We start from the raw sequence: 11885 nt of genomic DNA, 5'->3' as shown, positions 1-11885 counted from the left end.
TCGGGTGGTTGCACCACTACAATCACCACCGGTTCCACACCGCGATCAGCGGCCCTCCCGCCTCCCGCGTACCTAACCTTTCAGGTCAGTACACCTAGCCGCCTTCCTCGGGGCCGGCGCCCCGACCCCCTCGTGGACCGTCACCGCCCGGCAGGGGCGGTTCCCGCGGGTGTTCGGGCACCGACGACCGAGACCGGAACGCGGCCGGATCCGCACCACGGGGTGACCGGCCGGCGAAGCACGGAGGAAATCGCGCCCTGACGGGCCTTGGGGGTCTGGGCACGGCGCGAGGCGGTGGGGGACACTGCCCGGGCCCCATCTCCCCGCCGAGGACACCCGCATGCCCCTCCCCGCTCGTTCCCCACGTGCTCGCCGCGGCCGGATCGCCGCGCTGCTCGTTCCCCTGACGATCGCCACCCTGGCCTCCCCCACAGCCACCGCCGACACCGTCCCCGACCTGGTCGACGACCCCGTGGGGTACGTGGACCCGTTCATCGGCACGGCCGGCGGCGGCAACACCTACCCCGGCGCGGTGCGCCCCTTCGGCATGGTCTCGTGGAGTCCCACGACGACCCCCGGAGACCAGACCGACACCGGCGCGGCCAACGGCTACCACTACGACACCACCCGGGTACGGGGCTTCGCCCTGACACACGTCAACGGCGCCGGCTGCCACCCGGGCGCCGCCGGGGACCTGCCCATCATGCCGGTGACCGTGCCGGTGGACTCCTCCCCCAGCGCCGACGCCACCGACGAGATCTACGCGAGCGACTTCGACCACGAGAACGAGACCGCCGAGCCCGGCCGGTACACGGTCACCCTGGACAACGGCGTGCGCACCGACCTCAGCGTGACCGATCGTTCCGGTGTGGGTGCGTTCTCCTTCCCCCAAGGGGACCCCGCCTCGCTGTTGCTGCGCACCTCGAACTCGCTCAACGGCAGTGAGGAGGCCGAGATCGAGATCGACGCGGAGTCCCGCACCGTGTCCGGTTCGGTGCTCACCGGCGCGTTCTGCGGGCAACGCGCCAACGGCGGCGAGAACAACCGCCGTTCCTACTACCGACTGCACTTCACCGCGCACTTCGACACCGACTTCACCGAGGTCGGGACCTGGGAGGACGACACGCTCCTGCCCGGGTCCACCTCCGCCTCCGGCGGCGAGGGCTACGACCGCGACGCCCGCCGGGGAACCGGCTCGGGCGGGTACGTCTCCTTCCCGGAGGGCTCCGACGTCGGCGTGCGCGTGGGGGTGTCCTACGTGAGCGCCGAGGGCGCCCGCGCCAATCTGGCGGCCGAGGTCGAGGACGAGGACACCGTCGACACGGTGGCCGCGCAGGCCCACGACGCCTGGTCCGAGCGGTTGGGCGCGGTCGCGGTCGGCGGCGGTGACGACGCCCTGTACACCGAGTTCTACACGGCCCTCTACCGTTCGCTGCTCCAGCCGAACCTGGTCAGCGACGTGGACGGACGTTACCCGGGGATGGACGGAGCACCACAGCGGATCGTGGCCGGCCAACGGGCGCAGTACACCAACTTCGCCGGCTGGGACCAGTACCGGGCCCAGATCCAGCTGTCGGCGCTGCTGGAGCCGGAGGTGACCGGGGACTTCGCCCAGTCCCTGCTCAACTTCTCGGAGCAGAACGGGGACGTGTGGGACCGCTGGGTGCACGTCAACGGCGCCACCCACGTGATGACCGGGGACCCCTCCGCCATCACGCTGGCCACGTTCGCGGCCATGGGGGCGGACGGGTTCGACACCGAGGCCGCCTACGCGTCGTTGCGCGCCCAGGCCACGGAGCCGCACCCGGACGGCCTGTCCGACGCGGGCTGCCCCGGCCAGTGCGAGGGTCAGCGCCCGAACCTGGAGCGCTACCTGGAGCTGGAGTACGCCCCGCACGACGACTGCCACTGCTGGGGCGGTGGGGCCGAGACCCTGGAGGCGGCGGTCGCCGACCACGCCCTGGGGCAGTGGGCGCGCCGGCTGGGCCTGGAGGAGGACGCGGAGATGTTCGCCGCCCGGGGCGGCCACTGGCGCAACGTGTTCGACCCGGACGCCACCGAGGACGCCGGATACATCCGCGCGCGCAACGGCGACGGTTCCTGGGTGGGCTCCTTCGACCCGGCCTCGGAGACCGGGTTCGCCCAGGGCACGGCGGCGACCTACACCTGGATGGTGCCGCACGACGTCGGCGGTCTGGCCGAGGCGATGGGCGGCCGGGAGGTGGCGGCCGAACGCCTGGACGGGTTCTTCCGCACCCCCGACGGTGAGTGGTCGGTGGGCGGCGGCGACCCCCTGCGCTACGACCCCACCAACCAGCCGGGGCTGCACGCGCCGTGGCTGTACAACGGGTTGGGACAGCCGTGGAAGACCCAGGAGACGGTGCGCGAGGTCATCGACTCCCAGTACGGGACGGGACCCTCGGGCCTGCCGGGCAACGACGACCTGGGCACCATGTCCGCCTGGTACGTGTTCGCCTCGCTGGGGTTGTTCCCCCAGGCGCCCGGACGCGGTGAGCTGCTGCTGTCGAGCCCGGTGTTCACCCACGCGCGGATCACCCCGCAGGGTCGCGCACCGATCACCGTCACCGCCCCCGATGCGGGCGCGGACGCGGTGTACGTGCACGAGGTGACGCTGGACGGGGCCGAGCACGGCGCCTCCTGGCTGCCCGAGTCGTTCCTGGACGAGGGCGGCCACCTGGAGTTCGGCCTGGGCACCGAAGCCGACACCGGGTGGGCGACGGCCCCCGAGGAACGGCCGGTGGACCACTGACCCGACCGGGCCCGACCGGGGGCGGCCCCCCGTTCGGGCCCGGGCGCGCCGGTCTCGATGTCGACGCACGGCGTCGGCGCACGGCGTCGGCGCACGGCGTCGGCGCACGGCGTCGGCGCACGGCGTCAGCGCACGGCGTCGGCGCACGGCGTCAGCGCACCGGGGCTCCGGGCCCGAGCGGGATGCCCAGCGCCCACCAGGCCAGGAACAGCAGGGTCCAGACCACCGTCATGCCCACCGCCAGCGGCAGCGTGTAGGAGGCCAGGGTGCCGATTCCGGCGCTCTTGCGGTACTGCTGGAGGAACCCGAGCGCCATGACGAAGTAGGGGCTCATCGGGGTGATGGCGGTCGAACCGGAATCGGCGATCCGGAACAGCGCCTGCGTCGTCTCGGCGGGAACGTCGATGAGCATGAGCATCGGCACCAGGACGGGGGCGCAGATCGCCCACATCGCCGAACCGCTCGTGATGATGATGTTGATCAGGCTCAGCAGGACCAGGATGAACAGGAACAGCACGACCACCGGGATACCGCTGGTCTCCAGGGCCTCCGCCGCCCGCACCGCGATCACGTCGCCGATGTGCGTCCAGTCGAAGTAGGCCAGGAACTGGGCGATGGCGAAGAACAGCACCAGGACGGGCGCCATCTGCTTGATGCCCAGGACCATCAGCGCGGGCACGTCGCCGGGCTTCTCGATGGTGCCGACACGGTGCCCGTAGACGATACCGACCAGACCGAACAGCAGGGCCACGACCGCACCGATACCGAGGAGCAGGGGCGACTCGGCCAGGCCGCCGTCCTCACCGCGCAGCGGAGAACCGGCCGGGACCACGAGGGCGGTCAGCACCAGCAGGGCCGCCACCAGGGCGAGCAGGGCCCGACGCAGGCCGGAGCGTTCGTCGTCGCTCAGGTGCAGCGAACCGAGGTTCTCCAGGTCGGCGTCGGGGTCGGGGTCCAGGTCGGGCCGCTTCTCCAGGACGAACTTGGTGATCACGGTGATGACCCCGGCCAACACCACCGAGGAGGCGATGTTGAAGAACCAGTTGCTCAGTGGTGAGACGTAGGCGCCCGGATCCACGACCTGGGCGGCGGCCGTGGTGATGCCCGCGAAGATGGCGTCGTTGGGGGTGGGGATCGGGCTGGCGTCGTAACCGGAGGCGATGGCGGTGTAGGCGACGACCACACCGAGGATCGGCGAGCGGCCGACCGCTCGGAAGGCGAGGCCGCCCAGAGGCACCAGGATGATGTAGGCGGCGGCCGACGCCACGTGGGCCATCGTCCCGGCGAAGGCGACGGCGAACACGACCCAGCCCGTGGGAACGCGCGAGACGCTGACCCGCATGAGCGAGGACAGGAAGCCGCTGCGCTCGGCGACCGCCACGCCCATGATCACCGCGACGATCGTCGCCATGGGCGGGAACGTGGCGAAGTTCTCGATCATGGTGGACAGGGCCATCGCCAGACCCTCACCACTGAGGAGGCTGCGGACCACCACGGTCTCCCCGTCGCTCGGGGAGACCACGGAGACGCCGAGCCCGGCCATGATCGCGCTGGCCACCGCCAGGATCGCGGCGAGGATCCAGAACAACCAGAAGGGATGCGGCAGCGCGTTGCCGACCCGTTCGATCACCGCCATCGCGCGGATGAGGCGCGGCAGCGGAACGTCCTTGTGGTCGGTCGCGTCGGTGCTGCGGTCGGATCCGGTGGATCCGGAGCCACCAGAGGTGGGCTGGGACATGGAGTGCTCCTGGGACGTACGGATCAGACGGCGGGCAGGCGGTGACGGCTCAGGAAGCGCCACATCTCCTCGTGGGCCTCGATGGTCTGTGTCGTGTGGCCGCCTCCGCTGTAGGAGTCGGCGCCGGGCCAGGTGTGGCCGCCGCCCTCGACGGCCACGTGGTGCACCCGCGCACCGGCGTCGCAGCCGGTCCACCGGTACTCGGCGATGTCGGGTTCCACGCGACCCGTGCTCGGGGTCGGCCGGCAACCGTTGGCCTCGGCCCGTGCGGCGTTCCAGGCCGCGATGTCGGGCAGGCCGCGGACGACGTCCCCGGTGTAGGGGATGGTGACGTCCTCGGTGCCGTGGAAGGAGATGACCGGGACCGGCCGGACCGGGTCGCAGTCCGACCCGTGCGGGTACAGGGCGGCGGCGACGGGGGCGATGGCGGTGACGCGCTCGGAGGCCGCGCAGGCCAGCAGGGCGGTGAAGGCGCCGCCGTTGGACTTGCCGGTGGCGTAGACCCGACCTCGGTCCACGCACAGTTCGGCCTCCAGGGTGTCGAGGAGGTCGTGGGTGAAGGCGACGTCGTCGACGCCGGGCGCGGAGTAGGGGGCGCCCTGCCAGGCCTGTCGGTCGCCGTCCCCCTGCCCGATCACCCCGTCGGGGTGGACGACGATGGCGGGCAGACCGGTCAACCCGGAGAACGCCTCGGTCCCGGCCCCCGTGTTGCCCCGGCCGTGGTAGCCCAGAAGGACCGGCAGGGCGCGATGCCCGTGGTAGCCGTCGGGCAGGTGCAGGCGGTAGGTGCGCTCGATCCCCCCGCTGGTGAGCGTGCGCGTCACGCTCTGTCCGAGTGCCTGGGGCGGGGGGCGGCCGCACCCCGCGGACCGGTGCGGTGCGGTGTCGGTGGCCGCGTCGGGGGACGGCGCGGCCCCCGCCGGGTCCGGGCCGGTCAGGAGCAGGGCGGGTAGGGCGAGAGCGGTCGTCAGGCCGGCGAGGAGCCGGTGTGCGCGACTCATGTCGAAGTCCTCTTCCGTCGGTGTACGGGCGCCGGTGGTCGGTTCTCGGGTACGGCGGACGGACCCTCGGCGGTCGCGTGCACGGCCGGGGCCTGTGGGTTCGGGTGGTGCCGGGCCCGCGATGGCGGCGGGACCGGTCGATGAGGCGGCGGGGCGGTCCGCCGGTGGGCGGAGCGCCCCGGTCAGGGCCGGGTCAGGCCTGGAGCCATTCCTCGACGAAGTCGGTGATCTCGTCGACGACGCGGTCGACGATGGCCGCCCCGTCCTCGGCGGTGGCGCGGGCGGGGTCGCCCAGGACCCCGTTGGCGCTGAGTCGGTCGTAGCGGACCTGGAGCGTGGGGTGTCCGGCCCGGCGGGCCAGACGGGACAGGGCGTCGAGTTCGGTGAGGCGTCTGGTGCCGGGGGCGAAGCGGTCGGTGTGGACCAGGCCGGGCGCCAGATGGAGCATCTGCGCGGTCTCCGCCTCACCGCTGTGGCCGTGCACCTCGCTTATGGGCATCCGGGCCACGACGTCGGCGGCGACCGTCGTCAGGGGCGTCCAGGCGAACTCGAGGTCGGGCAGGTCGGCCAGGAGGTCCTGGGCCAGGGTGGTGAGGGAGGCGTTGTTGCCCCCGTGGCCGGTGACGATCAGCACCTTGCGCCATCCGTGCCGGTAGAGCCCCTCCAGATACTCACGGACCACCGTGCGGAAGGTGGTGACGGAGAGACTGAGCGTGCCGGGAAAGGCGACGTGGTGCGGTGAGACGCCCACCGGCAGGTGCGGTCCGATCACCACCCGCCCGGCCAGACGCGCGGCGACCCGTTCGGTCACCGCCTCGGCCCGGACCAGGTCGGTGGCCAGGGGCAGGGCGGGGCCGTGCTGTTCGAACGCGCCGGCGGCCAGGAGGACGACCGGCCTCTCGGTGACGGCCAGGGCCGCCTCCTCGGTGGTCATGTCGGCGAGGTGGTGCGGACGCGGCGCGCTCATCGTTCCTCGTCCCGGCGCGGAACCGCGGCCACGGCGTCCCTGATGGCGGTCAGGTGCAGCCGCGTCAGCCGTTCGGCGGCCTCGGCGTCCCGGTCCCTGACGGCGGTGTAGATCTCCATGTGCTCGGCGTGGTCGCGTTCGCGGTCGTGGTAGCGATGTCTGATCTCGACCTGTTCGCGCGAACGGACGTAGAGCAGGGCCTCGACCGTCTCGCGCAGCAGGGTGTTACCACTGGCCGCGGCCAGCGCCACGTGGAAGTGCACGGGAGCATCGCCGTCGAACCGGGGCGGGTGCAGGGCGTTGACGGTGGAACGTTCCAGCCGGGCCAACTGGTCGTCGTCTCGGACGGCGGCGGCCGCCGCGGCGATGGGCGGTTCCAGGACCAGGCGCGCCTCGGCCAGTTCGAGGACCGAGTCACCGCTCTCCCTGGGCAGGTGCGGGTTGACCAGGAGCGTCCGGCTGAACCCGGCGCCGACGTAGGTCCCCGATCCGTGCCGGAACTCCACGACCCCGGTGGCCTCCAGACGACGCAGCGCCTCGCGCACGGTCGGCGTGGTGACGTCGAAGCGCTGGGCGAGTTCCCGGGAGGACGCCATGAGGTCCCCGGGCTCCAGGTGATCGCTGCGGATGATCTCCACGATGTCGTCGGCGAGCCGCTCGGACAGGGAGGGCGCATGCTTATTCATATAGTGACTAAATCAGTTACTCGGTAAGTGCGTCAAGTCACACACGCGTTTCTCCACGATCGACCCGCGTCGGCGACGCGGCGCCCGCTCAGCCCCGGGCGCCGCGTTCGGCGATGTCGCGCTCGACGCCGTCGAGCAACCAGACCAGGGAGCGCTCGAAGACCGCCACGGCGTCCAGCGGTGCCTCGATGCGTTCGATGGACGGGAAGCGCCCCGCCTCGATCCGTCGCGTGCTCAGGTAACCCTCCTGGATGGAGGCGAACGAACGCCCCTGGGGGTCGGTCAGGCTCTCGGCCCGGTCGGCGACGACGACCCGGGCGACATGGCCTCGCACCAGGGCGTCGACGGACTCCACGACGGCGACGGCCTCCTCCGCGCTCAGCCCGGTGTCGTCGAACACGCGGAGGGCCGAGTCGGTCCAGGCGAAGGCATGGGGGCCGACGAACGGGCCGGAGGTGACCTCGATGAGCCAGGGGTGTGCGCGAAAGGACGCCAGGTCCTCGCGAGCCCAGGCCTCGACCTTCTCCCGCCAGGTGCCCGGTCGGGTGTGCGGCAGCGGGGCACGCCCGATCATGTCGTCGACCATCAGGGCCAGCAGCGCCGCCTTGTCGGGTACGTAGGTGTACAGCGTGGCGGCGCCCACGCCCAGGTGGGCGGCGACCTTGCGCATGGACAGCGCCTCGACGCCCTCGGCCTCGGCGACGGCCATGGCCGCCTCCACCACGCGTCGCACGGTGAGCTGATGCCGAGGGCCGCGTTTAGGTCGGCCGAGGCCGGTCCACAGCAGGTCCAGTGTGGTCTCGATGCTCTTACGTGTGGCGCCCACTCACCTTCTCCTCGTCCGACCCCTTTGCCAAAACTCCGTACACTGTTCTACATTAATCGAACAGTGTACGGAGTTGTTTGGAGCGCTCATGCCCCCACCCGAGACCCCGCGATCGCGCGGCGACCTGATCCGAGTCGGGTCGCTGGTCGTCGCCTTCACACTGATCGGCGCGGCCGCCCACACGCTCGTCGACCTGTTCGTCGCCCCGCCGGACGGCCTCGTGGGGCTGACGGTGCGCTCGACCGTCGTCCTCCTGTTACTCCTGCCGCTGGTGTGGGCGCTGTGCCGCACCGCCGGACACACCCTGTCCTCGATCGGCCTGGGCACCCCCGCGCGGGCCTGGCCGCCACTGGTCACCGCCGCCCTGAGCACGGGTGCCGGCTCCGTACTGGTCGTGACCGCCGCCCTGCTCACCGGCGCCGCCGACCTGGACACCACGGCCCTGCTCCCGGCCGTCGCCTCCGCCCTGCTCCTGACCACACTGATGGTGTTCTCGCAGATCCTGCCCGAGGAACTGGTCTTCCGCGGCTACGTCCAACAGTTGCTGGGGTACCGGCTCTCCCAGGCCACCGTGGTCCTCGTCCAGACCGCGCTGTTCGCCGGGTCGGTGTCCCTGATTCTGGGGACCACCGACGCACTGCTCAACCTGGCGCTCCTCGGTGTCCTCCTCGGGCTGTTGCGCACGACCACCGGCGGGATCTGGGCCGGAGTGGGTGTGCGTCTGGCGCTCACGGCGACCGTCATCGTACTGAACGGCGCCGGCCTGGCCTTCCCGGCCGACACCCAGGCCTGGAACCTGGCACTGGTCATGGTCGGTTCCCTGGTCGGCTACCTGGTGGTCCGCTTCCTCTTCGCCGCCCGTCCCGGACTGACCCGGGCTCCGACGGCACAAGACTCCCTGCCGCGCCGCCGCATCCCGGTGCGCGGGATCCTGTACGACGTCGGTTCCAGCTACGCGCCGGGGCAGCATTCACGGGAACGTTGGAACCCCGACGCGGTCCGCGAGGAGATGCGTGTCGTCCACGAGGACCTGCACTGCACCACCGTGTCCCTGTTCGGCCATGACCCGGACCGTTTGGAGCAGGCCGCCCGCTTCGCCCTGGAACAGGGGCTCGACGTGTGGCTGCAACCGCGTTCGGTGGACGCCGACCCCGACGAGCTGGTCGAACAGATGGAACGGGTCGCCGCGAGGGCCGGGCGACTGCTCGACGAGTATCCCGACCGGGTGGTGCTCAACGTGGGCTGTGAGCTCACGATCTTCAATCGGGGCATCCTCCCCGGACGCGACATGGGGCGCAGGATCCGGTCCCTGTCCGTGTTCGGGATGATCCCCGCCTACTACGACCGCCGGCTGAACGCGGTGCTGCGCCGGCTGGTGACCGTCGCCCGAGAGCGGTTCCCGGGGCCGCTCTCCTACGGTTCGGGCACCTGGGAGACCGTGGACTGGTCCCCCTTCGACCTCATAGGGGTGGACTACTACTTCGACGAGCTCACCCGGGGCACCTACCGCCAAGGGCTGCGCGCGCTGAAACGGTGGGGCAGGCCGGTGGTGGTCACCGAATTCGGGTGCTGCTCCTACCAGGGCGCCGAGACCAAGGGCGGCTCGGGCGCCGATCCCCTGGACTGGCGCGACCTGAGCGACCGCAAGGTGCGCGGGAACCTCATCCGCGACGAGCGTGTCCAGGCGGACATGATCGACACGCTCATCGACGTGTACGAGACCGAGGACGTGCACGGCGCGTTCCTGTGCATGTTCATCGAGGGCGACTGCCGCTACTCCCTCGACCCCACCCGCGACAACGACATGGCGAGCTTCGGGGTCGTGCGCCCGCCCACCTGGGATTCGGGCCTGTCCCCCGACGACGGCCACTGGGAACCCAAGGAGGGTTTCCACGCCCTGGCACGCCGCTACGGCGCCGACGTCCCCGCCCCACCGGACCGGGTCTGAGGAGACGTGCGCGCCCCGGGGGCGCGCGGGGTCAGTCGAGACGACCGGCGATGGCGGCCACGGTCGCCGCGACCAGGGCGCGGTCCGCTCCGCCCTCCTCGCGCTCGAAGTGCCGGTGCATCGACCATCCCTCCACCAACGCGTCCAGGGCTCGGCAGGCCCCCGGGGAGAAGTGCGCGGACAGGGAGGACCTGCTGAGATCCATCCAGGCGCGGGCGGCCCTGCGGACCTCGTCGTTGTGGTTGGCGTAGGAGTACATCTCGAAGAGCAGCACGAACTGACGGGGCGTGGCGTACTCGGGACCACAGATGAGGTCGACCACGGCCGCGCACGCCTCGTCCCGGTCGGCCGCCGCGGCCACCCGGGCACCGTAGTACTCGGACATGGTGTGCGTCAGATGGCGGAAGGCGTGCTCCAGGATCTCCGTCAACCCGTCGAAGTAGTACGTCAACGATCCCAGGGGCACCGAGGCGCGTTCGGCGATCGCACGATGCGTGGTCTTGTGCACACCGCGCTCGGCGACCACCTCCAACGTCGCGACGACGATGCGCTCCTTGCGCCCCGGATCGTTGGCCACACGCCGGGAACCACCCATGACATCCCCTCCCCGGGCCCATTCTGACGCGTGATCGGCCCCGTTCCGAACCGGGTGGTGAGACCCGCCCAAAGTGTGTACGTTTGTGCACACTACCGGTCGGCCCTCGTCGAGGAGTTCCTCTTGGACATCGCCATGAAACGCCGGCGCGTCGCGCTGTGCGTTCTCTTCCTCCTGCCCGGGTTGGGGATCTCCTCCTGGGTCACCCGCACCCCCGCCATCCGCGACGCCCTGGGCGCCTCCACGGCCGAGATGGGGATGGTGCTGTTCGGTCTCTCGGCGGGGTCGATGCTCGGCATCCTCGGGTCGGGGGTGCTCGTCGCCCGTTTCGGTGCCCGACCGGTCATCGTGTTCGGGACGCTCGCCGTGATCCTCAGCATGCCCACCATCGGCATGGGCGCCGCCCTGTCGACCGCCCTCCTGGTCGCGTTCGGCCTGTTCCTCTTCGGCCTGGGCATGGGCGGCGGCGAGGTCGCGATGAACGTCGAGGGCGCCGACATCGAGAAGACGCTGTCCCTGCCGTTGCTGCCCCGGCTGCACGGCTTCTTCAGTCTGGGCACCGTGATCGGCGCTCTGGCCGGCATGACGTTCACGGCGACCGGGTTCTCCGTCGCGTGGCACCTGGTGATCGTCGGTGTGCTGGCCTTGGTGGCCGCGGTCGCGACCCTCGGTTCCCTGCCCCCCGGGACCGGCAGAACGTACGGGCGTGCCTCCACGGAGGCCCCGGGCGGCCGGACCCGCGCCCTGTGGAAGGACACCCGGCTGGTCCTCATCGGTGTCATCGTGCTGGCCATGGCCCTGGCCGAGGGCACCGCCAACGACTGGCTGCCCCTGATCATGGTCGACGGTCACGGCTTCGACCAGGCGATGGGGTCGATGGTCTACGCCGTCTTCGCCGCGTCGATGACGGTGGGCCGTTTCGCCGGAGGCTACTTCCTGGCGCGCTTCGGCAGGTCCCGGGTACTGGCGGCCAGCGCCGCGGCCGGGGTCGCGGGCATGGGCCTGGTGGCCGGTGCGGACAGCCAGGTCCTGGCCGCCGCGGCCGTGGTCCTGTGGGGCCTGGGCGCCTCCCTGGGCTTCCCGGTGGCCCTGTCCGCCGCCGGCGACTCCGGCCCCGACTCCGCCGCCCGGGTCGCGCTGGTCGCGACCGTGGGGTACATCGCGTTCCTGGTCGGACCACCCGTGCTCGGCTTCGTCGGGGAGGAGCACGGTCTGCGCGCGGCCCTGCTCCTGCCACTGCTCTTCGTGGCCTTCGCCGGTTTCCTCAGTCCGGCGGCCCGGCCTCGCACGGCGGTGGCGACCACGGGCGAGCGAGACCGGGTCGGTACGGATCCGGAGTGAGCCCGGATCGACT

9 protein-coding genes are annotated in these 11885 nt (G+C 71.6%); 3 read left to right on the top strand and 6 right to left on the bottom strand.

Going from position 1 to position 11885, the window contains the following annotated elements; translation table 11 throughout:
• The first annotated feature begins 340 nt into the window (after positions 1-340).
• On the top strand, positions 341-2770 hold the full coding sequence (locus tag DSY14_RS11270; protein WP_211716453.1) for a GH92 family glycosyl hydrolase: 2430 nt from the start codon (positions 341-343) through the stop codon (positions 2768-2770).
• A gap of 151 nt (positions 2771-2921) precedes the next feature.
• On the opposite strand, the gene DSY14_RS11265 is transcribed toward DSY14_RS11270, so the two are convergent.
• From DSY14_RS11265 to DSY14_RS11245, 5 genes are all read right to left on the bottom strand, one after another.
• The gene (locus DSY14_RS11265; RefSeq protein ID WP_249187699.1) at positions 2922-4406 is read right to left on the bottom strand and encodes an AbgT family transporter; all 1485 of its coding nucleotides are present in this window, start codon (positions 4404-4406) and stop codon (positions 2922-2924) included.
• Between the two features lie 125 nt (positions 4407-4531).
• Positions 4532-5509 (bottom strand): PHB depolymerase family esterase, encoded by a 978-nt coding sequence (locus tag DSY14_RS11260; protein WP_211716452.1) that lies wholly within the window; start codon positions 5507-5509, stop codon positions 4532-4534.
• Between the two features lie 193 nt (positions 5510-5702).
• Entirely contained in the window at positions 5703-6476 is a 774-nt protein-coding gene (locus DSY14_RS11255; RefSeq protein ID WP_211716451.1) for a creatininase family protein, read from the bottom strand.
• Positions 6473-7162, bottom strand: a complete 690-nt coding sequence (locus tag DSY14_RS11250) for a FadR/GntR family transcriptional regulator (protein WP_249187694.1) — start codon at positions 7160-7162, stop codon at positions 6473-6475. The genes DSY14_RS11255 and DSY14_RS11250 overlap by 4 nt, the downstream gene beginning before the upstream one ends.
• Positions 7163-7250: 88 nt before the next feature.
• A complete protein-coding gene (locus DSY14_RS11245) occupies positions 7251-7988 on the bottom strand; it encodes a TetR/AcrR family transcriptional regulator (RefSeq protein WP_211716450.1) in 738 nt (245 codons plus the stop codon).
• 88 nt (positions 7989-8076) lie between these two features.
• Between DSY14_RS11245 and DSY14_RS11240 the strand changes: the two genes are divergently transcribed.
• Positions 8077-9936 carry a type II CAAX prenyl endopeptidase Rce1 family protein gene (locus DSY14_RS11240; RefSeq protein ID WP_211716449.1) on the top strand — a complete coding sequence of 620 codons (1860 nt, stop codon included), beginning with the start codon at positions 8077-8079 and terminating at the stop codon, positions 9934-9936.
• A 31-nt stretch (positions 9937-9967) separates the two neighbouring features.
• Here DSY14_RS11240 and DSY14_RS11235 read toward each other — a convergent pair whose 3' ends face one another.
• Positions 9968-10531: a TetR/AcrR family transcriptional regulator gene (locus DSY14_RS11235; protein ID WP_211716448.1), complete on the bottom strand. Its 564-nt coding sequence runs from the start codon at positions 10529-10531 to the stop codon at positions 9968-9970.
• Between the two features lie 123 nt (positions 10532-10654).
• On the opposite strand from DSY14_RS11235, the gene DSY14_RS11230 reads away from it, so the two are divergent.
• Positions 10655-11872 (top strand): MFS transporter, encoded by a 1218-nt coding sequence (locus DSY14_RS11230; protein ID WP_211716447.1) that lies wholly within the window; start codon positions 10655-10657, stop codon positions 11870-11872.
• Positions 11873-11885 lie beyond the last annotated feature (13 nt).

This window comes from Nocardiopsis sp. MG754419 (genome assembly GCF_018207095.1).
GTDB lineage: Bacteria > Actinomycetota > Actinomycetes > Streptosporangiales > Streptosporangiaceae > Nocardiopsis.
The sequence above is the reverse complement of the archived record's forward strand: the minus strand, read 5'-3'. Positions and strand labels throughout refer to the sequence as shown.

Excerpts from the sequence above, each read along its gene's own strand:
- DSY14_RS11270 (WP_211716453.1), top strand. The coding sequence starts at position 341 with ATGCCCCTCCCCGCTCGTTCCCCACGTGCTCGCCGCGGCCGGATCGCC.
- DSY14_RS11265 (WP_249187699.1), bottom strand. The coding sequence starts at position 4,406 with ATGGCGGTGATCGAACGGGTCGGCAACGCGCTGCCGCATCCCTTCTGG.
- DSY14_RS11260 (WP_211716452.1), bottom strand. The coding sequence starts at position 5,509 with ATGAGTCGCGCACACCGGCTCCTCGCCGGCCTGACGACCGCTCTCGCC.
- DSY14_RS11255 (WP_211716451.1), bottom strand. The coding sequence starts at position 6,476 with ATGAGCGCGCCGCGTCCGCACCACCTCGCCGACATGACCACCGAGGAG.
- DSY14_RS11250 (WP_249187694.1), bottom strand. The coding sequence starts at position 7,162 with ATGAATAAGCATGCGCCCTCCCTGTCCGAGCGGCTCGCCGACGACATC.
- DSY14_RS11240 (WP_211716449.1), top strand. The coding sequence starts at position 8,077 with ATGCCCCCACCCGAGACCCCGCGATCGCGCGGCGACCTGATCCGAGTC.
- DSY14_RS11235 (WP_211716448.1), bottom strand. The coding sequence starts at position 10,531 with ATGGGTGGTTCCCGGCGTGTGGCCAACGATCCGGGGCGCAAGGAGCGC.